21 protein-coding genes and 1 pseudogene are annotated in these 23,869 nt (G+C 55.4%); 15 read left to right on the forward strand and 7 right to left on the reverse strand.

Annotated elements, in window-relative coordinates; genetic code table 11:
- Positions 1 to 143 precede the first annotated feature (143 nt).
- Positions 144 to 656, forward strand: coding sequence for a YceI family protein (locus GSQ82_RS00575; RefSeq protein WP_158790088.1), 513 nt, complete (start codon positions 144 to 146; stop codon positions 654 to 656).
- Positions 657 to 682: 26 nt separating this feature from the next.
- Here GSQ82_RS00575 and GSQ82_RS00580 read toward each other — a convergent pair whose 3' ends face one another.
- A complete protein-coding gene (locus GSQ82_RS00580) occupies positions 683 to 1,969 on the reverse strand; it encodes an ROK family transcriptional regulator (protein WP_158790089.1) in 1,287 nt (428 codons plus the stop codon).
- Positions 1,970 to 2,132: 163 nt separating this feature from the next.
- Between GSQ82_RS00580 and GSQ82_RS00585 the strand changes: the two genes are divergently transcribed.
- Positions 2,133 to 3,491 carry a DegT/DnrJ/EryC1/StrS aminotransferase family protein gene (locus tag GSQ82_RS00585; RefSeq protein WP_158790090.1) on the forward strand — a complete coding sequence of 453 codons (1,359 nt, stop codon included), beginning with the start codon at positions 2,133 to 2,135 and terminating at the stop codon, positions 3,489 to 3,491.
- Positions 3,492 to 3,516: 25 nt separating this feature from the next.
- Here GSQ82_RS00585 and GSQ82_RS00590 read toward each other — a convergent pair whose 3' ends face one another.
- Positions 3,517 to 4,416, reverse strand: a complete 900-nt coding sequence (locus GSQ82_RS00590) for a sugar phosphate isomerase/epimerase (RefSeq protein WP_158790091.1) — start codon at positions 4,414 to 4,416, stop codon at positions 3,517 to 3,519.
- A gap of 95 nt (positions 4,417 to 4,511) precedes the next feature.
- On the reverse strand, positions 4,512 to 5,669 hold the full coding sequence (locus tag GSQ82_RS00595; protein ID WP_158790092.1) for a Gfo/Idh/MocA family protein: 1,158 nt from the start codon (positions 5,667 to 5,669) through the stop codon (positions 4,512 to 4,514).
- 293 nt (positions 5,670 to 5,962) lie between these two features.
- Here GSQ82_RS00595 and GSQ82_RS00600 point away from each other — a divergent pair, with 293 nt between their 5' ends.
- From GSQ82_RS00600 to GSQ82_RS00625, 7 genes are all read left to right on the forward strand, one after another.
- Positions 5,963 to 9,340, forward strand: coding sequence for a TonB-dependent receptor (locus GSQ82_RS00600; protein ID WP_158790093.1), 3,378 nt, complete (start codon positions 5,963 to 5,965; stop codon positions 9,338 to 9,340).
- A 153-nt stretch (positions 9,341 to 9,493) separates the two neighbouring features.
- Positions 9,494 to 10,273 (forward strand): biopolymer transporter Tol, encoded by a 780-nt coding sequence (locus GSQ82_RS24625; RefSeq protein ID WP_254061318.1) that lies wholly within the window; start codon positions 9,494 to 9,496, stop codon positions 10,271 to 10,273.
- Positions 10,274 to 10,344: 71 nt separating this feature from the next.
- Positions 10,345 to 11,337, forward strand: coding sequence for a PD40 domain-containing protein (locus tag GSQ82_RS00610; RefSeq protein WP_158790094.1), 993 nt, complete (start codon positions 10,345 to 10,347; stop codon positions 11,335 to 11,337).
- Positions 11,338 to 11,409: 72 nt separating this feature from the next.
- Positions 11,410 to 11,568 carry a hypothetical protein gene (locus GSQ82_RS00615; RefSeq protein WP_158790095.1) on the forward strand — a complete coding sequence of 53 codons (159 nt, stop codon included), beginning with the start codon at positions 11,410 to 11,412 and terminating at the stop codon, positions 11,566 to 11,568.
- A gap of 532 nt (positions 11,569 to 12,100) precedes the next feature.
- Positions 12,101 to 12,235, forward strand: coding sequence for a hypothetical protein (locus GSQ82_RS25320; protein WP_256370025.1), 135 nt, complete (start codon positions 12,101 to 12,103; stop codon positions 12,233 to 12,235).
- A 367-nt stretch (positions 12,236 to 12,602) separates the two neighbouring features.
- Positions 12,603 to 14,531, forward strand: a complete 1,929-nt coding sequence (locus GSQ82_RS00620) for a PDZ domain-containing protein (RefSeq protein WP_158790096.1) — start codon at positions 12,603 to 12,605, stop codon at positions 14,529 to 14,531.
- A gap of 10 nt (positions 14,532 to 14,541) precedes the next feature.
- Positions 14,542 to 14,700: a hypothetical protein gene (locus GSQ82_RS00625; protein WP_158790097.1), complete on the forward strand. Its 159-nt coding sequence runs from the start codon at positions 14,542 to 14,544 to the stop codon at positions 14,698 to 14,700.
- A gap of 121 nt (positions 14,701 to 14,821) precedes the next feature.
- Here GSQ82_RS00625 and GSQ82_RS25485 read toward each other — a convergent pair whose 3' ends face one another.
- Positions 14,822 to 15,115, reverse strand: coding sequence for a hypothetical protein (locus tag GSQ82_RS25485; protein WP_174243012.1), 294 nt, complete (start codon positions 15,113 to 15,115; stop codon positions 14,822 to 14,824).
- Here GSQ82_RS25485 and GSQ82_RS25490 point away from each other — a divergent pair.
- Complete coding sequence (locus GSQ82_RS25490) at positions 15,109 to 15,294, forward strand: hypothetical protein (RefSeq protein WP_158790111.1); 186 nt, start codon at positions 15,109 to 15,111, stop codon at positions 15,292 to 15,294. The two genes, GSQ82_RS25485 and GSQ82_RS25490, sit on opposite strands and share 7 nt — an antisense overlap.
- Before the next feature lie 68 nt (positions 15,295 to 15,362).
- Here the strand turns inward: GSQ82_RS25490 and GSQ82_RS24470 are convergent, their stop codons facing one another.
- Positions 15,363 to 15,851, reverse strand: a complete 489-nt coding sequence (locus GSQ82_RS24470) for a hypothetical protein (protein WP_174243013.1) — start codon at positions 15,849 to 15,851, stop codon at positions 15,363 to 15,365.
- A gap of 332 nt (positions 15,852 to 16,183) precedes the next feature.
- Positions 16,184 to 16,540: pseudogene (locus tag GSQ82_RS00640) on the reverse strand (SDR family oxidoreductase); the annotation flags it as partial.
- Between the two features lie 561 nt (positions 16,541 to 17,101).
- Here GSQ82_RS00640 and GSQ82_RS00645 point away from each other — a divergent pair.
- From GSQ82_RS00645 to GSQ82_RS00665, 5 genes are read left to right on the forward strand one after another with little or no spacing between them, the layout of a single operon-like run.
- A complete protein-coding gene (locus GSQ82_RS00645; RefSeq protein WP_158790098.1) occupies positions 17,102 to 17,521 on the forward strand; it encodes a hypothetical protein in 420 nt (139 codons plus the stop codon).
- Entirely contained in the window at positions 17,518 to 19,023 is a 1,506-nt protein-coding gene (locus GSQ82_RS00650; RefSeq protein WP_158790099.1) for an ATPase domain-containing protein, read from the forward strand. The genes GSQ82_RS00645 and GSQ82_RS00650 overlap by 4 nt, the downstream gene beginning before the upstream one ends.
- A gap of 14 nt (positions 19,024 to 19,037) precedes the next feature.
- A complete protein-coding gene (locus GSQ82_RS00655) occupies positions 19,038 to 21,353 on the forward strand; it encodes an EAL domain-containing protein (protein ID WP_158790100.1) in 2,316 nt (771 codons plus the stop codon).
- Positions 21,331 to 22,608, forward strand: a complete 1,278-nt coding sequence (locus GSQ82_RS00660; RefSeq protein WP_371417143.1) for an ATP-binding protein — start codon at positions 21,331 to 21,333, stop codon at positions 22,606 to 22,608. The genes GSQ82_RS00655 and GSQ82_RS00660 overlap by 23 nt, the downstream gene beginning before the upstream one ends.
- The gene (locus GSQ82_RS00665) at positions 22,605 to 22,994 is read left to right on the forward strand and encodes a response regulator (RefSeq protein ID WP_158790102.1); all 390 of its coding nucleotides are present in this window, start codon (positions 22,605 to 22,607) and stop codon (positions 22,992 to 22,994) included. Before GSQ82_RS00660 ends, GSQ82_RS00665 begins: the two co-directional genes overlap by 4 nt.
- Before the next feature lie 333 nt (positions 22,995 to 23,327).
- Here the strand turns inward: GSQ82_RS00665 and GSQ82_RS00670 are convergent, their stop codons facing one another.
- Positions 23,328 to 23,564, reverse strand: coding sequence for a hypothetical protein (locus tag GSQ82_RS00670; protein ID WP_158790103.1), 237 nt, complete (start codon positions 23,562 to 23,564; stop codon positions 23,328 to 23,330).
- Between the last annotated feature and the right edge of the window lie 305 nt (positions 23,565 to 23,869).

Genomic DNA, 23,869 nt, shown 5'->3' on the forward strand with positions numbered 1-23,869 from the left:
GGCGGTGGCGCTTCTTTTAATACGCGGTAGCTTTTTCTTGACAAGGGGCGTGGGAGCGTTCAAACTCGGGCACCATGCGACCAGCGATTCTATGCCTTCTGGCACTTGCCTTGATCCCGCGCCCGAGCCAGGCGCAGGTTCCTGTGTTCACGACGACTCCGGACCAGAGCAGCATCAAGTTTTTTGTGAAGGCGTCGGTGGCGCTGGAGGGTGTGTTTAATAAGTGGAGCGCGACGCTGAAGTTCAAGTCCGCGGATGTGACGACGGGTGTGCTGGACATACGGATTGCGGCGGATACAGTGGATACGGGAAGCGGCATGAAGGATGGCAAGCTGAAGAGTAAGGACTTCTTCGATGTGAAGAATAATCCGGAGATTACGTTCAAGTCTACGAAGGTTGTGCAGACGAGTCCGCTGACGTTCGACGTGATTGGGAACTTTACGATACGGGGGGTGTCGAAGCCGGAGACGCTGAAGCTTACGGTGTCGGGCAAGGGAACTGGCGAGGGCGCGATCAAAGGCTCGATGGCGTTCGATCGGAAAGATTATGGGATGACGAGTGGCATACCGTTTGTGAAGATTGCGGATCGGGTGCAGGTGGATGTGGATCTGCAGGTGAAGCAGGTGAGTGGGCCGAGGCTGGTCTACAAAGAGTAGAGGTGGTCTGCGTACGAGATCGTTGGCTAGCCGGCTTTACGGTCCATGCGGATGGGAGTTCGGCGGGGCTTACTGAGTCCGGCCATGTTGAAGTAGATTCCTTCGACAAGGCGCGCTGCTATTAACCGTGCTGCGCCGCGTGCTCCGGCGCTTCCGTCGAGCGTCGAAACTTTGATCTGAACATCGTTCACGGATTTTTCCATTGCGCGCTGGCGGATCGTGGATTGAACACGATCGATAAGAAGGTTGGGGGCTGCGCGGAAGGCTGCGCCACCAAAGACCATTGCGGCAGGGTTCAGAAGATTCACGAGGTCTGCTGCCGCTGCGCCGATATGAGAGGCCGCTTCGCTCAAGATCCGATACGAGAGGCTGTCGTTCTCCTGTGCGGCTGCGGCGATCAGCTCAATCGTAATCTCGTCGAAGTTGTATCCCGGCATCTCGGTGATCTTTGTGGATACACCGCGACGAATTGCAAACTTCATCGATTCGATCATGGTCGTTCCAGAGGCGACTGCCTCTAGACATCCGCTGCTTCCGCAGCAGCAGAGCGGACCATCTTCATCTACCGTAATGTGGCCGAACTCGCCGGCGCTGCCGCCGTGACCTCGATAGAGACAGCCACCGATAAAGATTGCTGCGCCGATTCCTGCGCCGACATCAACGTATACGAAGTTTGAAAAGTCGCGGCCGGCTCCGAGGAACCTCTCCATGACGGCTACGGTGCGGACGCTGTCTTCGAGAAGGACAGGCACGCCAAACTCCTGCTCCATCCTGGCGCGAAGGGGCATGTTCTTCCACTGCTCTATCTGTCCGGGGCGAGGATAGGAGAGAACCATGCCGCGTTCTACGTCGATCACACCAGAGAAGCCTATTCCGATTCCGCGTAGCAGACTTGCGTCGAGATTTGCTGAGGCTATGACTTCATTCACAAGAGCGAAGAGGCGGGAGAGAACATCTTCCCGGCCCTTGGACATCTCACTGGGCACGGTCTTCGATGCGAGGACTTCACCGTTTATGTCGGTGATGCAGATCCGTAGATTGATGGTGCCAAGGTCGATGCCCGCGACGTACGCGAGATCGGACTTCATCGTCAGCCCGACGCGCTTGCGTCCTGCGCCTTTGGCTGCGCCGCGATCTTCTACAAGCAACTGGAGTGAGATGAGCGAGTTGACGATGCCAGTGATGGCGGCTGTCGAAAGGCCGGACAGCTCGGCTAGCTCCACACGCGAGATCTTTGGCGTCGCATGGATATGACGAAGCACGGCCAGCTCCGTCTGCATGGATTTCTTCGCGGTGGTGAAGTCTTCAGTCATGGTTGCGATTGCTGCATGAGAACTTTTATACGAAGGACATCTCGGCAGCAAGATTATTTCATCATACAGAGGCTGGTGCGCTACGCAGCCTGCCGTGGCTTGACTTGAGCTGTCACGAGGGCATAAAAACGATCTAGACCCGAACCTCCTCATCGAGAACGCATTGGTTGCAGGCAAGGTTCCCGCCGTAGCTAAAGGATGGTTCCGCAAAGTGACGCACAGGCCCCCGTTTCAACCGATACGAAAGAGTCCGCTGCCGGACGAGTTTCCCGGCGTCCATCGTATGGACTTGGATGAAGAGGACGCAGTACTGAGGGTGTGCCGCAGCCGGTCGCTTTATCGCTACTATGGGGTCGATCCGCAGGGTGAGGTGGACGCGTTCGAACGGGAGTTTAGCGCATCTCTAGGCGTGCGGTACGCGTTGGCGGTCACGAGCGGTACTGCCGCACTCCATACTGCTCTTACTGCGCTGAGAGTTGGGCCGGGGCAAGAGGTTATTGTTCCTGCGTATATGTGGGTCTCCGTTATAGCCGCGGTGGTCAACCTTGGCGCGATTCCTGTGCTTGCCGAGATTGATGACACGTTCTGCCTCGATCCGCGGTCTGTTCGCAGTCTTATTACTCCTCGCACGGCGGGCATCATCCTGGTCCACATGAACGGCGCTCCGGGAGATGCACCAACGCTGGCAGCGATTGCGCGGGAGTATGGATTATTTCTGCTCGAAGACTGCGCTCAGTGTGTTGGCGGTTCCATCGACGGGCAGAAGGTTGGAACGTTCGGCGATATCGGCATCTTCAGCTTCCAGATGAACAAGAATATGACGAGCGGGGAGGCAGGATGCGTGGTTACGAATGACGAGGCGCTCTACCGCAAGGCGCTTTCCTCGCATGACTGCGGATACTCGCGAGGAGAAGACGGCCTGCTGAGGTTGGAGGATGAAGCATCGTTCGGGTGGGGCAGGGGATCGCGCATGGACGAGCTGCGGGCAGCGATTCTTCGAGTACAGCTGCGGCGGCTTCCTGAGGTGATCCAGAGCATGCAGCACAGTAAGTACCGTCTGCGTGCGCTGCTCGAAGGATATGAGGAGGTTCAGCTGCGGCGCGTCCTCGATACTGCGGGCGATACCTCTTGCTTTCTTCTCGTCGTGCTGCCTGATGCTGCTATCGCTCGGGCTATCAACGAACGGCTTCGTGCGCATGGGATCGTGACGTCCTCAGCGGAGACAAGCAACGTCATTCTTGAAGACTATGGGATGCATATCTACTTCAACATTCCTGCGTTGCAGAGGAAGATAGGCACTGACCTGCGTGGAACGCCGTGGACGCTGGTGGAGAACCGCGACTCTGTCTACAACTACGCGCGGGGTGCGTGTCCGCAGTCGGATGATCTCTTTTCAAGAACACAGCTACTCGTCATCCCGTCGTGTTTGTGCGATCAGGACGAGGAAGATCTTCTGGCGGCTTTTCGCGAGGTTCTCGAAGTTGTGCTCTCGCCTGACGTGCACGCGAGTGTGTCCCGGTAGTTCACGTCAGGCAGGCAGTTCATTGCTAAGAGAATGAGTTGAGGAAGTCGAAGTCTACTTTGGCTGCTTCGAGTTGAGGCACCGTGTACGGACCTTCTTCTTCGGCGAAACAGTGTTCGATGCCGGCGCGACGACCCTCTGCGAAGACTCGATCGTATTGAATGAACCCCTTGCCGAGCTCTGTTCCTTTTGGACGATCCGGTCCGCGCAGGTCGGTCGTGGGGTGGGGAACGGGCATGAAGTCTTTGATGTGCAGCATGCGGAAGCGCCCCGGATACTTCTTCATGTAAGCGACGGGATCGGCACCTGCAACCGTCATCCAGCCACAGTCGATCTCAAAGTAGACGAGGCTGGGATCGGTCTCCTGCACGAGAACATCGTAGCCATAGCGGCCGTCGCTTAACTTTTCAAACTCGTAGTTGTGGTTGTGGTAGGCATACTTCAGGCCAGCGGCTTTTGCTTTCGCACCGATTTCATTCATTTTTTCGGCGGTTTTCTTGAATCCGTCCAGACCCATCAGATCGAGCTTTGTCGGAGCGCCGCCTGTAGACGCGGGCGCGGCGTGCGATGGCGCGTTGAAGTCGCGAAGTACGGAGCTGGTTGCATAGGTTGCACCGAGGATCTGCGCGTTGTTGAAGAGGGAATCGACGTCGGGCTGAATCAATGGCAGGTGTGCGCTGGGACAGACGAGTCCGGCATCGTCCAGAAGTGCGCGGAACTCTTTCGCAGTGTATTTTCCGAAGCCAGCCGTCTCCACCTCGCGATAGCCGATCTCATGGAGCTTCTTGAGTGTGCCTGGAGCGTCTTCTCCCAACGGCTTGCCGACAACGTAGAGTTGGATACCGATTGGGAGGCCCATGGGTTTCGCCCACGCCGGTAGTGCACTGAGGGCGAATGAAGCGGCTCCGCCTATACCTGTGTTCATCAGAAAATTTCTTCTTGAGATCAAACTCATCAGCTACTCCTCTTTGTGGTCGTGCGTGTGTGGGGCTATTTACAGATCGACAACGTGGATCAAAGTTATTCTCGAACGCGTGTCCACACGCCGCCCTGCTCGTAGCTGTTCAGCATCGCTTCGATGATGCAGCATACTCTGTGCCCACCAGCGAAGTCACATATAGTGGGGGGCTTTTCGGCTGGTGCGGCATCGTTGCGAATCCAGTAGTAGGCATCGGCGATAACGTTGCAGAAGGCGTCTGACCAGCTTTCATGATGGCCTGCGGGCAGATGGGCGTATCTTCGAGCATCCGTGCTCATCAACGATGGATCTTTATCCATTACGCTGTTTGCACTGTCGTGCGAGCCGATCCATAACTGGTTCTGTCTCTCCTGCTCCCATCGCAGGGAACGCGCGCGGCCGTTGATCTCCAGTTGCAGATCGTTTTTGTGGCCTGGCAAGACCTGTCCTACTTTTAGGACGCCGCGTGCTCCATTGTCGAATCGCAGGAGAACGCAGCCTAGATCTTCGCCTGTGACTTGTTTCGGCGTTGTCTCTGCGGGGTGCTCTTTGGTAAAGGCCTCGGCGGATGCGCCGCTCGAGTACCTCACCTTCACGGTTGTCGAGATGTCAGCCAGAACTGACTCGATCCGCAGGCCGCTGACATGCTCCACGAGGTCGCACCAGTGCGAACCGATATCCGCGAGTGCGGAACTCTTGCCGCCCTTCTCCGGATCCATCCGCCACGAGTACACGTAGGGGTCCGTCATCCAGTCCTGCAGATATTGACCGTGGAGATAGACCAGTTCGTCGAGTTCGCCAGAAGCGATCATGTGCCGCATCTGCTGCACCAGGGGATTGCCGCGATAGTTGAAGGTTACGACGTTGGCGACACCTTTGAGTGCTGCCGCGTTGCAGAGTGCCATCGTCTCCTGGCTTGTCAGGGCGAGGGGCTTGTCGGAGATGATGTGTTTGCCTGCATCGATCGCCGCCATACTTACCCGGGTATGCATGTGGTTGGGCGTCGTGTTGTGGATCACGTCGATCCTTGGGTCGGCGATGAGATCTTCGAAGTTGTCGTAGGCAACATCGACCTTTAGCTCCTTCGCCTTTTTCTTTGTGGAGGTCATATTTGATCCTGCAATCGCGATGACTTCCACATCCCCAAGCCGGCGAACCGCGTCGATGTGATGGGCCGCGATAAATCCGGGGCCGACTAACCCCATTCCTATCTTCTTCATACCTCTCCTTGCCGTGGCATTGTCCCAGCCAGGACACTATAGAACTCTGCGTTTGCGTGCACCAGACAATCAGGCGAAAGAGGTCATCTTCGCTACCACTTCTTGAGCCTGGCAAGCTCTGGAACGAGAGCTCTGAATTCGTTCAAATCATTTATGTAATTCAAATATGAATCTATAAATGGATACATGTGCAGATAAAGAGATGTCAAGATTCATTTGTGAACTTATTCTCTTGACAATTTTCCATTCGATTCGCTAGTGTCGTCACTGCACCATTCCGGAGACCAAATAGCATGTTTATTGATAAAAAGGGGAGAGTGTCTATATGCCTCTCTTCAAGCACTACAGGCCCCAGTTCCTCCGCAGAGCTCCTTACCGTCCCGCCAACCATCTCTTTCTTCCGCACAGCTAAATCGCTTACTACATATTTGAAGCAAAGACGGTCGCTCCGCCCTGTGCTGGCGCTCATCGCACTCGTGGCCATGCTGACTGGCGCCGCCTTCGCCCAGACGACCACCGGATCCATCTTCGGTACGGTTTCCGATCAGAGCGACAGTGTCATCAGCGGCGCGGCGGTCACCATTACCGATATGAAGACGGGCATCGCTCATGCGACGCAGAGCAATGACTCCGGCAACTACTCGTTCCCCTCGGTTCCTGCCGGCGACTACATCGTCTCGGCACAGGCAAAGGGGTTCGGCACCGAGACGCAGAAGGGTCTACATGTCGACGTGAACCAGAGTGCGAATGCCACGTTTAAGCTGTCGGTCGGCTCCAATACAGAGAGCGTCACCGTCAACTCCGGCTCTACGCTCGTGGATACCCGCGAATCTCAGCTTGGCGAGACTGTCGACCAGAAGCGCATCGAAGATCTCCCACTCAATGGACGCGACGTCTATAGCCTTGTGCAGTTGATTCCTGGCGTTACGAGCTACTCCGCACAGTCGGCCGGTGGAAATCAATACGGCACAACCTTTAGCGTGAACGGCACACGCACGAATCAGGACTCGTTCTACCTGGATGGCGCCTTCGATACATCGCTCTTCATCACGGGCGGCAATCTCATTCCGAATCCGGATGCGTTGCAGGAGTTTCGGCTGCTTACGAACAACTTCGACGCGGAGTACGGACGCTTTCCTGGTGGTGTGGTCAACGTCATCACGCGCTCGGGTGGAAATGCATTCCATGGATCGGTGTACGACTACTTCCGCAACAGCGCGCTCAATCTGAAGAACTACTTCAACACGACCATCACGCCGCTCAAGCAGAATCAGTTTGGCGGAACGATCGGTGGACCCATCCTCCACGACAAGGCGTTCTTCTTCGGTTCGTATGAAGGTCTGCGCATTGTGACGCCGACCATCATCGCGTCCAACAGTTTGATTACGCCGACAGCGGCTGAGGCGAGAGGTGACTTCTCCGCGCTCAGCCCCAGCCAGCAACCCATGGTCAGCCCGGGCGTTCCTTATAGCTGCAATGGTGTGCAGGGCGTTATCTGTCCGAATCTGCTCGATCCGGTCTCTCAGAATATTCTGAAGTCGGTTCCACTGGCGGATCCTGTCACAGGTCTGACGCCGCAGCAGTCTGCGTCGGGAAACACCACTGCCAACCAGTATCTGGCGCGTATCGACTATCAGATCAGCAGCAGCCATCAGCTGTCCGGCACGTTCTTCCAGTCGCGCAGCAACAACACCAACCCAAACCAGGGTGGCAATCAGATCCTCAGCTATAGCGGCGGTCAGAGCACGGACAACCAGACTAATATCGCCATCAGTGATGTCTGGACGATCTCGGCCAACAAGCTCAACACCTTCAGACCCTTCTACACACTGAACCATCTCAACCTCACCAATCTCTATTCGGGAAATACGTGGTCTGATCTTGGTAGTCAGGTAGGGCTTGGCGCGCTGCCTGCAACCCAGCCTCAGATTGCGATCAACGGCTACTGGACCATGGGCATGGGATCGGGCGGACCTGACGATCTGCATCAGCAGTCGTTCGGTGCGGAAGATACCTTCGACTGGAGCCTGGGAAATCACTCGGTCAAGCTGGGAGGGTCTTACTTCTGGAACCGCTATGCGGAGCAGGGAGAGTATCTCGGAACGGGCGAGGCCACCTTTACCGGATTCGCTACAGGAAACGCTCTCGGCGACTTCCTGCTGGGCCGGGCAAATACCTTCCGCCAGAACAACGGCGCAAGCCACAGCCTGCACAATCCTGCGCCCGCGCTCTTCGCGCAGGACGACTGGAGAATTACGCACCGCCTCACTCTCGATCTCGGCTTGCGCTGGGAGGTATTCGCTCCGTTCGTCGGTCAGAAGAACTTTGGAACCTTTGTTCCTTTCGAGCAGTCGACCCGCTTTCCCTCCGCGCCGCTTGGGCTCCTGACGGTTGGCGACCCCGGCGTGCCGGACGGCATTATGAAGACGCAGTGGAAGGCATTCTCGCCGCGTGTTGGATTCGCGTATGACGTCTTCGGTACCGGCCTTACGTCTCTTCGCGGTGGCTACGGCATCTTCTATGCGTCGCGTGCGGTGAGTCTCACCACCAATCCCGAACAGCAGCCGTTCATCCTCGACAACACCATTGGCGATACGCCGAACCTTGTCCAGCCTTATGGAACCGGTGGCGATCCGTTCCCTTATGTTGTCGATCTTCAGAATCCTACCTTCCACTCCGGCGGTACGCTCAGCGGCCTGCCTCCTAACGCCAGCTCTCCCTATGTGCAGGAGTACAACCTCACCCTGGAGCAGCAGTTCGGTCAGTCATGGGGCCTCAGGATCGCGTACGTCGGCAGCCTCTCGCGTAAGTTCTTTGTCTCGCGTGACGAGAACGAGCCAGCCTATGTTCCTGGCGCAAGCACCTCGACGGCTGGTCTCAATGCACGACGTCCTTATGAGCCCACGCCGTCCACGTATGTCTTCGGCTCTATCGTCGAGAACGATCCTGCGGGCAATGCGAACTACAACGCACTGCAGGCTACTTTGACGCGGCGATTCACCCATGGCTTCTCGCTGCTTGCGAGCTACGTCTGGGCGAAGTCGATGGACATCACCTCTGTCGATCCTTCCAACATCACACTCACGCTCTCCAATCAAAACGACATTGGTGCTGACCGAGCACGGTCTGACTACGATGTGCCGCAGCGCTTCGTGGCCTCTTATCTTTGGGCCACACCTACCGTCCATCGCTTCGGGTTCGTCGGAAAAGATATCATCAGCAACTGGCAGTTGAATGGGATCACGACGCTCAGCACCGGCACTCCATTCACCGTCACTTCCGGCGTCGACTCCAACCTGGATAGCGTCCTAACCGATCGTCCGAACACCGTCGGCAATCCTTTGCTCGGTAGTGGAAGAAGCCGGACGGATAAGATCCATCAGTTCTTCAACACCGCGGCCTTCGCACAGGTTCCTGCAGGCGTTCCCTACGGCGATACGCGCAGAAACTCACTCATCGGACCGGGAACCATCAACACGGACTTCTCGGCCTTCAAGAACATCCCGGCGTTCAAGGAGTCCTTTGTCCAGTTCCGCGCCGAGTTCTTCAACCTGTTCAACAACGTCAACCTGACCAATCCAAACAGCACGCTTACCAGCCCGCTCTACGGGCAGATCAGCGGATCGGCGAATGCACGCATCATTCAATTCGCACTCAAGTACAACTTCTAGTGTTGATGCGTACTCTGCTTTGTCGCTTCGGGGGCAGTGCAGAGTACGCAGATTTACTCTAGAGATGCAGAGCTGGGCACCGGGCGCGTGAAGCGGGTACTCTACTCTGCAGCAAGTAAAACAGTTCATGCGCACATCGCATTGGAGGACATATTGAATCGTCACAATCTCTTAGGTTCGGCGTTTCTGCTCGCTGTCGTCGCCACCTCTGCCGCCACGGCGCGCGCCCAGACGTCTACTCCGGAGGTGCCGGACTGGGCACAGCCGGGCTCTCCCACACACGTCCAGGTGCCGCCGCCGACTGATTTTCATCGGCCGGCCAAGACCTCCGAGACGCCCATCGGAATCTTTCAAGGACAGTCCGACATTGGGAGCGCCGTCGTTCCGGGTAGCTCGACCTACGACGCTGCAACCGGCCAGTACACGATCAACTCTGCGGGCTATAACATCTGGTACACACGCGACGAGTTCCGTTATCTGTGGAAGAAGATGTCCGGTGACGTCTCTCTCGCTGCCGATGTAACGTTCCCAGACGCGAACGGTTATGGCGACCGCAAAGCAGTGCTGATTATTCGGCAGAGCCTTGACGACGACTCCAAAGAAGCGATGCTGGGCGAACATGGCGTTGGCATGATCCACCTCGCCGACCGGGCTGACAAGGGCGTCATGATGGCCGATATGCAGTATCGCTTTGGCGGGACACTTGCGGGCGTCAAAGCGAAGCGCGTCGGCATTGAAAAGCATGGAGACTCGATTGCCATCTTTGTCAGCCTCAAAGGGGAACCGATGCACCAGTTCGGGCCGCCGCTGACTCTCCACTTCGATGGGCCGTTTTATGTCGGCATCGGATTCTGTTCACACCTGCCAGCCAAATCTGATACTGCCGTTCTCTCCAATGTTCTTCTCGAAAATGCAGCCGGCAAAGTGAAGTAGTTCCAGATGCATCGTCGCTACCATCGCTTTATCTCTTACGCCTTCCACACCGGAAGAGGAGTGCAATAAATATGAACGTTCTCTCGACCCATCTGCGATCGTCTCGCAAGCGCACTGCGATCGCTATCCTTGCTGCTGCTCTGATTGCACAGGCCTCTCCTGCATACGCGCAGGGCTCCGAGCCTCATCTTCGCAGCCGTGTCTTCATCTACGATCTGCGCGACGGTTCTTCGCATCTCGTCTACACCGCAGACAGCATCTGGGAGGCTCCTAACTGGTCGCCCGACGGAAAGTATCTCATCGCAAACTCTCGCGGCAGTATCTACAAGTTTGTCCTAAAGCAAGATGGAACCGCAGAGCCGCAACGGCTCGCACTGACCGATGACTATCGTTGCAACAACGATAAGGCGCTCTCGCCCGACGGCACGAAGCTCGCGTTTTCAGCCTCTACCGCCAGCAGCAAAGGTTCCCAGGTCTTTCTTGCGGACGCTGATGGCAATAACGTCAAACTGATGGCTGCTGAGTCACCCAGCTACTTCCATGGTTGGTCTCCTGACAATAAGACTCTCGCGTTTGTCGCGCAGCGCAATGGAAGCGGTCAGTACGACATCTACGGAATGCCCGCAGCAGGCGGACCGGAGACACAGCTGAACTCGAACGTGCATCAGGATGACGGTCCTGACTACTCGCCCGACGGCAGATGGATCTACATCAACTCCGACCGTTCGGGGAAAGAGGCTGTGTGGCGCTTTCCGGCAACGGGCGCAGGCCAGAACGACGAGAAGGCACAGATGGTCATCAGCGATGGTCTCGAAGATTGGTTTCCGCACATCTCGCCCAATGGTAAGAAGATCGTGTACATCGGCTATCCGGCGGGCACGGCTTCGCACAATCCGCGCAACGTCCATGTTGAACTGAAGCTGGCCGAAGTAAAGCACGACAAGGTCTCGGCTCCAAAGAAGACGCTTGTGGAGGCTGTTGGCGGCCAGGGCACTATGAACGTCAACTCCTGGGCTCCGGACTCCATGCGATTCGCGTATGTCACCTATGAAGCTTTGCCATAGATTGGATGTGCATTTTTCGCAAAGGCCCACGTCACCGTGGGCCTTATCTTTTGGGACGCGAAGTTCGGCGGCATGGAAGCAAGTGAAGCGCAGAAGCTGCGTGTGCTGGAAGACGAGAACGAATGGCTCACGCTTTCCCCATCTCTGCTTGCTTCAACACGCACACAACATGCTCGGTTGAAAAATGCTTCATACGAGGACGATCGCATTGGCCGCCATCACGATCAGTAGAGGTATTCCGTCTCAACAGGAATCCATGCTTCTCAAATTCTTCACTCAACTAGACTATTGTGGCCCACTTGGGATGACGGTTTGTGCTCCCATAGCCCTTGTTGGGTGCGTCAGGAAAGGATCGTGATACGAATTGGCCAATTTGCTGGGCAGGATTTCTACGGCGTCTCGCATTTCGGTGCTTCTTTCATCTTCGAGCCGATGGGATATGCGCTTGGGAACCTAGTGACGACTTATGAGTCCTTTGACCCGCCGTCCACACCGGCGATGAAACTACGAGTCATGCCCTTAACGCACTTCTATGCGAAATCGATGGTATTCGCAGCCGACCGGTTCCCGTACTCCCACGGACAGGAGATTTGCTCCGCAATGTCGCCGGCAAGGGTGAACTTGAGAATTTTCGCAACGGTAGCGTGAGGCGTCGGCTCACCCATCACAAACCCTGCCTGGTCGACAGCCCACTTTGCGACGGGAGACTTATTGCTACCCTCCACATCTAGACGAACTTGACGGCCATCGCCTTCGAGAACTCGTGAAAGATGTGCTGGTGAATCCGCTGTACCGGGAACAGGCGAAGAAGTTCCAACTACAGATCGCTAAAACAAACCCACTCAAGAAAGCTGCCGACATCATCGAACGCGATGTTCATCTTGGATATGGCTCATGAGTAGATGCCCTCGCTCCGAAGGCATCTGTTCCTGTAAAAAAAGAGTTCCGTAACAGTCGCGAAATCGCCATTCTAAGTTGGTGCCACCGCATCCATCCCCGTTGTCCAAAGTTCATGTTTACCTTCCTGAGCCTGTATTCCGAATCCAGGAAGTGAAATGAGTGATTAGCCAGCAGATGTGGCATGCAATTTTGAAAATTTGAGACAATCACGAAAGACTCATTCCGTGGTTTTCCTGCACTATCGATAGTGAGGGATCATCCCACCAGTTCTTGCCTATTGAGTAAGAGATGGTACACACTTCAAGCTGCTTTTCTGCTCTGCCAGCAATGACTGAACGCTTACCGTTATCAAGGACGCTCCGCAAATGAACTTTCGCTTCACCGCACTGCCTCTCGCTCTCTTCATCATCAGCACTCCGTCTCTCCTCCAGTCCCAAAGTACTCCAATCCGCATCACCGCCGACCTCACCGATGCCACTCGCAAGCTCTATCATGCCGAAGTCGACATCCCCGTCACTGCCGGCACCGTCGACCTGACGACCCCAAAATGGATTCCTGGCGACCATGGCCCAACCGGCCCTGTCGATGCCATCACCGGCATAGTCTTCACCGGCAACGGTCAGACCCTCAAGTGGCGACGCGACGACGAGGACCTCTACGAGTTCCATGTCACTGTCCCCGCCGGCGTCACCACCCTGCACGCCCACCTCGACTGCATCGTCACCCGCCGCATCAGCCAGAAGATGGCCGTCCTTACCTGGGAGATGCTCCTCCTCTATCCCGCTCACACTCCCGTCGCAAAGATCGCCATTCAGCCGAACATCAAAGTTCCCGAAGGCTGGGGCATCGGTACCGCCCTCACCCCAACCGACGGCTACGACCCACAAAACCCCAAAGGTGGAACCACCCACTACGCCGCCACCACCGTCGAGCAGCTCGAAGACTCAACAGTCATCACCGGACAGTACTTCCACGAGTTCGCCCTCGCCCCCGAGATCACGCCCAGGCACTACATCGACGTTGTCTCCGACATCCCCGAAGACTCAACGCTTCGCCCCTCGGTCCTCGCCGAACTCAACAATCTCGTCCGCGAGACCGGAGCCGCCTACAACTCCCGCCACTACAATGCCTACCACTTCCTCCTCACTCTCTCTGACGTAGCCGGCGTAGATGGCACTGAGCATAGCCAATCCTCCGACAACGGCTTAGATGAAAAAGGCTTTGCCGACGACGCCGACCAGCTCGGTGAAGCCGACCTCCTCGCACACGAGTTCACCCACTCCTGGAACGGCAAATACCGCCGCCCCTTCAACCTCTATCAGGACGACTTCGAGAAGATGCAGCAGGGCTCGCTCCTCTGGGTCTACGAAGGCCTGACCCAGTACCTCGGCAACGTACTCGCCGCACGCTCTGGCCTCAAGTCTCAGGAGCAATACCGCGGCATGCTCGCCCTCTCCGCCGCCAACCTCGAATACAAACCTGGTCGTGAGTGGCGCAGCACCGAAGACACCGCCATCGCCGCCAGCATCCTCGACCGCGGCGGTCCCACTTGGGCCAACTGGAAGCGCGGCCAGGACTACTATTATGAGGGCGAGCTCTTCTGGCTCGATGCAGACACCCTCATCCGTCAGAAGACCGACAACAAAAAATCCCTCACCGACTTCCTCCACATCTTCCTCGGCAAGGGCGGCAACACCGGCCCGCTCATCGTCACCTACAACCGCGACGAGCTCATCGCCGACCTCAACCAGGCCCTCAAGTACGACTGGGCCACCTTCATCCGCGAGCGCATCGACGACATCAACCTGCACGCCGACCTCGCCGGAATCGAACGAGGCGGCTACAAGCTCGTCTTCACCGACAAGCCCAGCACAACTGAGCGCACCCTGGCCGGCACGGGCAACCGTCATGCCGCCGGCGTCGAACTTTGGTACTCCATCGGCATCCGGCTGCGCGGCGAAGGCGTCATCTCCGACGTCCGCTGGAATGGCCCCGCCGACAAAGCCAAACTCTTCCCCGGCCAGAAGATCATCGCGGTCAACGGCAACATCTTCTCCAGCGATGCCCTCAGAACCGCTATCAAACAGGCGAAGGGAACCTCCGAGCCCATTCACTTCATCCTGCAGAGCGACACCTTCGTCACCACCGCCGACATCGACTACCATGACGGCGAACGCCACCCCACCCTCGTCCGCGTAGACGGCATCCCCGCCTATCTCGACGACATCACAAAGCCCCTGACCCCACCCCAAAAAATATCGGACGAGAAGAAAGATAAAAACTCAGTCGAATAAATCACTCAATTTGCCAAGAAGCGCCGCCCTGCGTGTGAGTCCGGAGTACTTTCGTGCGCTGGATATTCCGGTAATACGCGGGCGAGGCTTTACGGACGAGGACAGTACGGGCGACGCGCCGCTGGTGGTGCCTGAGCCGGCTGGCAGCGGCGAAGCTGTTCTCGGGTGAGGATCCGATTGGGAAACGGATTCAGCCGTTCGGCGTGCATGCCGAACGGCTGAATCACGGTGACGGGCGTGGCGGATGACGCAAAGAACAGCGGGCTGACGAGCGATGAGCAGCCTGAGATTTACTTCCTGCAGAGGGCTGTGGCTGACGATTGGACGAGCAGGCATGCGTTGCTGGTGGTTGCTTCGGCGCTGCCTGAGGCGACGGTAGCGGGATGGGTGCGTGTAATCTCGATCCGACGGGTTCCGGTGAAGATAGAGCCGCTGACGGAGACAGTGAACAGGCTGGCGGACAGGCCGCGATTCGAGACGGCGCTGTTGGGATTCTTCGCGTTGATGGGGCTGGTGATGGCAGTCGTGGGAGCTTGCGTACCTGACCAGCAAGCGGACCCAGGAGATTGGGGTACGGATGGCACTGGGTGCAAGACGGGCGAGCATTCTGACGCTGATTGCATGGGACGGACTGCGGATGGTGCTGGCGGGCGGAGTGCTGGGACTGGCGGCGGCGCGATGTCGCCAGAGAGATCGTATGGCGCAAATGAATCCCGGTGGCCGCGGGTCGTCCGGAAGAGCGGCCCTTTCCGTTCTTTACTGATGCCGGCAGCTGCGATGTACTCTTCGAGGTAGTGATCGAGATTGTGATGCGTCGGCATCTCGTGCTCCTTACCCCCTTTTTCGTGAAGCCGCACCCAGCCGCGCCGGCCTTGGACGAAGTAGTCTTCCACCCGCATCGAGACCGCAGCTCCCATCGCTGGTCGAATAGACGAAGAGGACGTTAAACGAACGTTGCTGGGATGGGATGGTCGAACACCGACGGCGCGCAGGTAACGACCTGTCCGCATTGAACAAAAAGAGCTTACCGATTCTTAATCGTGCGCTTGATGTAGCAAAAGCCATCGAAACCGGACCTAATTGTCTATGCATTCCATCAAATTGACCTGACCAGAACTCAAGCTGACCTGCGTCGTTGAAAAATGCGATAGCGGCGGCATCGCACTCATGAGTTGGTCGCTGCATGTACTCCTGATTAAGTAATTTCATAGAGCTGACACCCTCCATTCCCGAAAGTCGTAACGATGCATTCGCTGCGTCGATAGCGTTTCGTCGACGGGTGGATTCGGGCTCAGAAATAGCTAATTCAGGAGTCGCCATCTCATCCTCCAACTTGCCGACATCTTATTTTTACGAGTTTGATGCACCTGTTGTCTCAAACTTCTGACCCGAATGTTCTCAGATGCTGAGCATTTCTGGTTGCCAAATTCGCTCATACTTACCTTCGACCGAGTGCTTTGGCCTGTACTCACCAGCCGAGGTTCTACAGTGCCGGGCGATGGGTAGACAGAATGAGACTGGCCGTTACCCGGACACATGAACGCATCACTCGCCTGCATCATCCCGTTGGAGTTCACCCTGCGCAAGTAAACGCAAAAAATGGCAATGGCGTTTAGGAGAATGCCATCGCCAGATCACGCGCGTGAACACTACTATTCGCTAGGGATGGCAATGCTCATCCCGCCGTCCTCCATGACCATGGCGCCCACAATAAAGCTGGCCTTGTCTGACGCGAGAAATGCGATGACCTCGGCAACTTCCTCTGGCTTAGCAGAACGCTTGATGGGTGCGTTCCTGCCATGCGTTGCGAGAAGCTCGCGACCATCTGATCTGAAGGTATCTAGGAGATTGGCAACCACGTCACCTGACCCCACACCATTCACCGGATGCCTTGTCGATTGCCTCCACGGCGAGGTTCGCGTGAGTTGCGCAAGCGCTCCCTTGGCGGCATAGGCGCTGACACCGGGAAAAGTTTGAAAGCAGGCATACGATCTGATGCTGATAATGGCTCCGCTTGTTTGGAATCATTGCTTTAAGGGCTTAACGGGAAGAATCCAATAGGGATCGTGGCTGCGCTTCGGTTCAACATGCTGTTATTTGTGTCTACTATCCCCACTTCATTTGAATGTTCTGGGAGTACTTGACGCAATCAGGACATCATCAAATGATGCGGAATTGTTGGCTGTTTTTCTACGCTGGGCACAGCCTGTATGCAAAGTATTGCAGTGTCGCAAGGGGATAATTCTACTCATCTCAATTAAATTGAAGTCGGATCAATGTTTTATGGCATCCTATGTCATATAACCGACAATCGGATCAAAACATCCGAAGTGCCGAAGCGATTAAACTGGCCTGTGGAGGAGCTTCCCTCCAGGTCTCAGACGCCTATAGGTGTTCTCTCCAGTGCAGGGAAGTTACCGGGAGAGAAAAGCTGGTGTCTGCACTCCGACTGAACGAAGCAGAGCGATGGCGCGGCGCCGAACAGGTGTTTCGCGGAACGTATGCTCGCACGACCCGGCTCTTTCGTTTGACGCCATTGAAGGTGTCCCGAATGAAAAAGTGCATCAACGATGAACCGGAACGGAATCAATCCAAAGATACGGGATCTTGCTCAGAAGCTACTTTCTTTGGAAAGTCCAGCGAAAAACCTTAGCGATGCAAATATCTTTGCGGCGCTCATGGTCAGTGAAAAACTGCGTCGTCCCCTAAGCACATTGGCCGGGACCGCAGGTTTTCGTTCGCTCCTCATGCGTGCTCTGACGTTGGCAAAGCGTGAAGCGCCAGGACTTGATGGAGTGCAGGTCAAAGAGGATGGTTCGCTCGAAGGTCTAAACGGTGAAGAGACGGAGGCAGGCACCGTGCTCATCGCCCATCTAGTTGGGTTACTGGAGACTTTCATTGGCGAACCTCTCACGCTGCGCTTGTTGAACGAGATATGGCCGAAGCTGTCCGGCGTCGATACGAATTCCGAGGGGAAGGAATCAATATGAAAGAGCACAAAGGCGTCAGGATCAACAAATTGCCATCGGGGGTTCCTGGGCTCGATGAGATCCTGGGCGGGGGACTTCCAGAGTTCTCTTTCAACATCGTCGCCGGCGCACCGGGATGTGGAAAGACAACGCTGGCGCATCAGTTTATCTTCGCCAATGCCACATCGGATCGTCCGGCGCTGTATTTCACCGTTCTTGGGGAACCAGCTCTCAAAATGCTGCGATATCAGCAGCAATACAGCTTTTTTGACGCGGAGAAACTGAACAATGCCGTGCACTTCATCAATCTAAGTAAGGCTCTCGTAGATGGGGGACTTCAGGGGGTACTCAAAGAGATATCCCAGCAGGTGGAAGCCTCTGACGCTCGAATCGTTGTGGTGGACTCGTTTCGGAGTGTGTTACGGAGTGAACAGCACGACGGTCGCGAGATGGCAGCGCAGATCTTTGTTCAGGAGCTGGCCTTGCTGCTTACCAGCGCGGAAGCAACGACGTTCCTTATAGGAGAGTATGGAGAGTCGGAGATGCAGGATAATCCGGTCTTCACGGTGGCAGACGGTCTCTTCTGGCTTTATCAGCAAGTCGAGCGGAACTCCGTCGTGCGGAAGCTGCAGATCATGAAGCTGCGTGGGCAGATGTCAGTGCCGGGGTTGCACACGTTTCGTATTACGGATTCAGGTCTGCAGGCCTTCTCTCGAACGCTTGGGCTTATGGCGAGGAAGCCGAAGGCTGCCATAAAGAAGCGCCTCTCCACCGGCATAGCCGCACTGGACGAGATGATGGGAGGAGGCATTCCTCAGGGGGATAGCCTGTTGATCGCGGGACCGTCTGGCACGGGCAAATCGCTGATGGCAACCCAATTCATCGCTGCCGGCATACGTGCGGGAGAGCCCGGCATTGTGGCGGTCTTCGAAGAGCGGCCGGAGGAATACGCCGGACGTGCAGCGACCTTCGGACTCGACCTTGCGACGCCGCTGAGACAAGGTGATCTCGAAGTGATTTACCTCCGTCCTCTTGACCTTTCCGTCGACGAGATGATGCAGGAGATCCTGGATGCAATCGAGCGTACAGGTGCAAAGCGACTCGTCATCGATTCACTGGCTGGTTTTGAACTCGCGCTTGCGCCCGGATTTCGCATCGATTTTCGAGAGTCGCTCTACCGCATGATCTTTGCGTTGACCGGTAAGGGCATCACCGTCCTGAGCACGCTTGAGATGACTGAATCATTTACTGAATTGCTTTTCAGCACCTATGCCATCTCGTTCTTGACCGACGATATCGTTCGGATGCGTTATGTGGAGATTGACGGGCAGCTTCGGAAGATCATGATGGTAGTCAAAATGCGAGGTGGTGCACACAGTTCAGACATCCGCGAATATCGTATTACCTCGGACGGGATCGACATCGGCGACTGCCTCAAAGACTATACGAAGCTCATTACCGGGCTCCCCACTCGAACGAAAGGCCCTGGCATTGTTGAGAAATCCAGCGACTTCACAACGTGAAGCAGAGGTGATCGATGGTAGCAGAGCTGCAAAATACCATACAACCGGAAATATCCCTCCTCAGAATGAGCTGGTTTGCGATAGCCGATGGCTCCCCTTTGCCCATGGCCGAGGTAGAGGGTGCCGAGCACATTCTTCGTTACGTCAATCCTGCTTTTTGCCGGTTCACGGCTATACCGAAAGAAAAGTTGATAGGGCGTGCTTTTTCGGACATCGCGCCTGCAGAAGAGAAGTGTCTAACCTCTCTTAATCTCGTGTATGCGGGTGGGCAAGCCATTACTCACATCGAAGACGAGCAGTCTGCCTTCAATCCTATGTATCGGTCCTATTCGATTTGGCCTGTTCCTACGGGGGATAACAATCCGTTGGGCATCATCCTTGTCGTGACTGAAACGATCTCCCTCCACTGGGAAGCTGTAGCTATGAATCAGGCTTTGATGACGGGCTCGGTGCGCCAACATGAACTCACCGAAGAGGCCCAGAATCTCCTTGAGCGCTTGCGAGCGGAGATGTTGGTAAGTAAGCAGGCCCATGAGGCGCTGATAGGCAGCCAGAAACGGTATCTGGACCTCTATGAGTTCGCCCCAATCGGCTATCTCACTCTTGACGCCAATGCGCTCATCTCAGAAGTCAACCTGAATGGTGCCCTTCTGCTTGGGGAAGTGCGAACCCATTTGCTTGGTCGCCGCTTCGTTCAATTCGTGGCTCCGCACGATCTCAAACGCTACTGTCTGCTGTTCAAGAGAGTTGCTAAACAAGGAAAGCGGCAGACGTTTGATCTGGCGCTTCGGCGCGGCGATGGCTCTGTCTTCCACGCCCAACTTGATTGCGTGCGGGCCCTTGCGGAGGGCGCAGACCCTCTTGTGCGCATCACCATCGTTGATATTACCGAGCGGAAGCGGACGGAGACGGAGATCGAGCACCTGGCATTCTACGATTCGCTCACTCAGTTGCCCAACCGGCGGTTTCTGTTAGGCCGGTTGCAAGCAGCGGTCACTGACTGCGCCCATACGCTGCGGCACGGCGCCATTCTTTTTATCGACCTTGACGGGTTCAAGACGCTAAACGATACGCAGGGCCACTTTGTCGGCGACCTGCTGCTCCAACAAGTGGCGCTCAGGCTTTCAGCCTGTGTTCGGGAGGGCGATACCGTGGCTCGTCTGGGTGGCGACGAGTTCGTCGTCATGTTGGCGGATTTGAGCAGACACCCGATGGAGGCGTCGACGCAGACACAAAAAGTCGGAGAAAAATTACTCAAAACTCTCAGCGAGCCTTACTTGCTCGCCGGTAGCGAATATCGCACGTCCGGCAGCATAGGGGCGACATTGTTCAACGGAGGACAGGATAGTTTGGAAGATCTGCTGAAGCGTGCCGACCTCGCCGTCTATTGTGCGAAGTCGGCTGGCCGCAACCGGCTGCGCTTTTTTGATCCGGAGATGCAGATTGTGGCGACTACCAAAGCAATACTGGACGCGGATTTGCGAAAGGCACTACAAGAGAGACAATTTGTCCTTTTTTATCAACCTCAGGTAGATCACGACGGCAGACTAACAGGCGCCGAAGCTCTGGTTCGCTGGAGACATCCAACACGCGGCCTCGTTTCTCCGGCAGAATTCATTCCATTCGCAGAAGAGAGTGGGCTGATCGAATTCGTCGGACAGTGGGTTCTCGAAACTGCCTGCGCTCAATTAGTCGCCTGGAGCGCCAATTTAGCAACCGCGCATCTCAGATTGGCAATCAATGTGAGCGCCCACGAATTTTGCCATCCGGAGTTTGTGTCACGGACATTAACCGCGATTGACCGTTTCGGTATCGACCCACGGAAGCTGATGCTCGAGCTAACAGAAAGCGCAATGTTCACCACCGTTGATGAAACGCTCGCAAAGATGAATGCGCTGAAGACTCGAGGGGTGCGCTTTTCTATAGACGATTTCGGCATCGGCTATTCGTCTCTGACCTATCTCAAAAACATGCCTCTGGACCAGTTGAAGCTGGACCGCTCCTTTATAGCGGATGCACTTACGAATCCAAATGACGCAGCGATCGCCCGAACGATCATCGCTTTGGGAGAAAGCCTGAACATTGAAGTTATTGCCGAGGGGGTGGAAACCGAGGGGCAACGGAAGTTCCTCGCGCTCCACGGCTGCCATGCCTACCAGGGCTTTCTCTTCGGGCGTCCCGGTCCGATTGAGGATCTGCTGCGAATGGCCAGAGCAGAATCGATGGCGAGAGCGGTCCATAAACCTGTTCTTATCCAGAAGAAACCAACTATTGGACAACACAACCGAAATAAAGTGAAGGCGATCGATGGCAGCCGACCAGGCAAATAATCGGAAGCAGCCGCCAACCGGGTCGGGTCTGGACCAACCTGTCACTGAGGGGTCGCCCATGCCCATGGCAGAGTTGGAGACGGGGACTCATATCATTCGATACGTCAATCCCGCTTTCTGCCTGCTCGCAGGTAAAACCAAAGAAAAATTGATAGGGAGCGACTTTACCGATCTTACAGCTGCTGGAGAGGACTTTCTGTCCCTCTTCCGATGGGTTTGTCGAACCGGAAAATCCGGAACCCATACCGGCACCGCACATTCAGCTTCCAATCCTCTGTACTGGTCCTATGCGATGTGGCCAGTGTTTGCGGCAGACCACCGCACACTTGGAATCGCCATTCAGGTGATAGAAACAACATCTTTTCATCAGGATGCGACCGCAATGAACCAGGCATTACTGTTGGGTTCGGTGCGTCAGCATGAACTAACGGAAGTAGCTGAGCTTCTAGCCACCAAACTGCAGTCCGAAATCGTCGCGCGAAAAAATACGGAGGCGGCCCTGATCCGCAGCGAGAAGCTGGCTTCGGTCGGGCGTATGGCCGCCGTCCTTGCACACGAGATCAATAATCCCCTGGCGGCGGTCATGGGCATAGTCTACCTAATGCAAAATACTGATAATTTGTCCGCATCAGTCGCCGAAAATCTGGAAAGGGCCGACGGGGAGTTAAAGCGGATTGCTCACATCACCCGGCAGACGCTCGGCTTTTATCGTGAATCGCTGCACCTTGCAGCATTCTATGTTGCTCCTCTGCTTGATTCAGTTCTTGACCTGTTGAAGTCCAGGATTCAGTCGAGGTCGGCTATTGTCGAGAAGCAGTGCGATGCAGAGCTCCAAATGATGGCGATGCAGGGAGAGGTGCGGCAGGTCATCTCCAATCTTTTATTGAACAGCCTCGATTCAATCGACAGCGCTGGTAGGGTCGTGTTGCGGGCTTCCATCTCGACGAGCCCTACTGATCGAAGTCAACGTGTGAGAATTACCGTCTCCGACAATGGTCAGGGCATCGGTGAATCCGTGCTGTCTCAGATCTTCGAAGCATTCTTCACTACAAAGGGAGCCATCGGAAACGGTCTTGGTCTATGGGTAAGTAAACAGATCGTCGATAAACATGGCGGGTTTATCCAGGTCCGAACTGCGACGGTTGGACCCCAACTGGGAACAACATTTTCGGTGATTCTGCCTATGGATGCCACTCGGCCTGAACGCATAGGCGAATCTCCTGGCAGTGATCATCATATTGAGGAGGAACAATGACGCTGGATGAAGTGACGATTCTGATCGTTGATGACGAGCCAATTCTGCAGGAAGTCTGTGCTCTCTGGCTAAAACGGGGCGGTTATCAGCAGGTATTAACAGCGTCGAATGGATTGGAGGCGCTGGCGATCCTCGAAAAGCGAAAGGTCGACGTGCTGATCACTGATGTTCATATGCCGAAGATGGATGGGATGATGCTAATCAGAACGATTCGGGAACGCGGATTTTCTATTTCTGGCGTTATCTCTATGAGTGCTTACACGGACGTCGATCTCGCGGAGCTGTCCAGCCTCGGCGTGAAGAAATTTCTGGAAAAGCCGTTTACGTCGGAAATATTGTTGGAGGCTGTCACGGCGAGTCTCTCCGAAGAAGTTTGGCAGCAATGAGATGTGATCGCCTCATAGCTGAAACAAGCATCTTGAACTAAATTGCGTCCATTCCACTACTACCGGTTCTCTGAGAGCGAGAGAGGCTGCTCAGCAGTAGAGGTTAAGGTTCTCGAAAATAGACATTGAAGACACAGGATCGGCTTCGCATGATCTGCTTCCTTGCTATATCCGCCTGTTCTCCAAAGAACATATATTTCTTTTCCATCTCAGTGACGACATCAGGATGTCGTTGAACCTCCTGGTGATGAGTTTTTCTGCCATCGATCATTTCAATAACTTGAACCAAATCAGACGAAAAGCATTGGAAGGTAAGGAGAGCATCTCGCGGCTTCATAGTGCCGACACACTGAGAATGCCGGATCCTAATTTCAATTCAGACTCAAGAATCTCTGCCTGCTGGCCGAGGATTCTTTCTCGGTACATCTCCTGAAGACCACGCAGGCAAGACATTTGCTCCAATGAAATCGAGGCTTCATCCTGTTTATCTATGTAGATTCCGATGGATTCGATATCGTGCTGAGACTCGTCGATCTGATCTTTGATAAGATTAATCGCTGATTTTGGCATGAGTTGCTCCGCGGCCAAATATGCTATGCCGTCCACTACTCGCATGCATAAAGAGCGCCTCGAGGAATGGTGGCTAAAGGGGAAATCTTTCATTTAAGCGAATGGAGGCGTCTGGCAAGCTTCCAATGGCTGGTGTTCCAATACATTGGATGTAGAGTGATTGAGTTTCGTTGTAGCCTTCCAACGCGAGCTATTTGTAATGTTCTGACTTGGGCGAGTCCAGATTCTCGATGAGTGATAAATCGCCAATGCAGTGCGCCGGGATAAACCGGCATGAAGCAGGGAATGCAAGAGTCCTACGAGAA

Origin of the sequence: Granulicella sp. L60 (assembly GCF_009765825.1) — a bacterium.
Classification (GTDB): Bacteria; Acidobacteriota; Terriglobia; order Terriglobales; family Acidobacteriaceae; genus Edaphobacter.

Bases quoted from the DNA above. Each gene is read 5' to 3' on its own strand.
- GSQ82_RS00580 (WP_158790089.1), bottom strand. From the start codon at position 1,969: ATGACTGAAGACTTCACCACCGCGAAGAAATCCATGCAGACGGAGCTG.
- GSQ82_RS00590 (WP_158790091.1), bottom strand. From the start codon at position 4,416: ATGAACACAGGTATAGGCGGAGCCGCTTCATTCGCCCTCAGTGCACTA.
- GSQ82_RS00595 (WP_158790092.1), bottom strand. From the start codon at position 5,669: ATGAAGAAGATAGGAATGGGGTTAGTCGGCCCCGGATTTATCGCGGCC.
- GSQ82_RS00600 (WP_158790093.1), top strand. From the start codon at position 5,963: ATGTTTATTGATAAAAAGGGGAGAGTGTCTATATGCCTCTCTTCAAGC.
- GSQ82_RS00610 (WP_158790094.1), top strand. From the start codon at position 10,345: ATGAACGTTCTCTCGACCCATCTGCGATCGTCTCGCAAGCGCACTGCG.
- GSQ82_RS00615 (WP_158790095.1), top strand. From the start codon at position 11,410: ATGGAAGCAAGTGAAGCGCAGAAGCTGCGTGTGCTGGAAGACGAGAAC.
- GSQ82_RS00620 (WP_158790096.1), top strand. From the start codon at position 12,603: ATGAACTTTCGCTTCACCGCACTGCCTCTCGCTCTCTTCATCATCAGC.
- GSQ82_RS25490 (WP_158790111.1), top strand. From the start codon at position 15,109: ATGGCACTGGGTGCAAGACGGGCGAGCATTCTGACGCTGATTGCATGG.
- GSQ82_RS24470 (WP_174243013.1), bottom strand. From the start codon at position 15,851: ATGGCGACTCCTGAATTAGCTATTTCTGAGCCCGAATCCACCCGTCGA.
- GSQ82_RS00645 (WP_158790098.1), top strand. From the start codon at position 17,102: ATGAACCGGAACGGAATCAATCCAAAGATACGGGATCTTGCTCAGAAG.
- GSQ82_RS00650 (WP_158790099.1), top strand. From the start codon at position 17,518: ATGAAAGAGCACAAAGGCGTCAGGATCAACAAATTGCCATCGGGGGTT.
- GSQ82_RS00655 (WP_158790100.1), top strand. From the start codon at position 19,038: ATGGTAGCAGAGCTGCAAAATACCATACAACCGGAAATATCCCTCCTC.
- GSQ82_RS00660 (WP_371417143.1), top strand. From the start codon at position 21,331: ATGGCAGCCGACCAGGCAAATAATCGGAAGCAGCCGCCAACCGGGTCG.
- GSQ82_RS00665 (WP_158790102.1), top strand. From the start codon at position 22,605: ATGACGCTGGATGAAGTGACGATTCTGATCGTTGATGACGAGCCAATT.
- GSQ82_RS00670 (WP_158790103.1), bottom strand. From the start codon at position 23,564: ATGCCAAAATCAGCGATTAATCTTATCAAAGATCAGATCGACGAGTCT.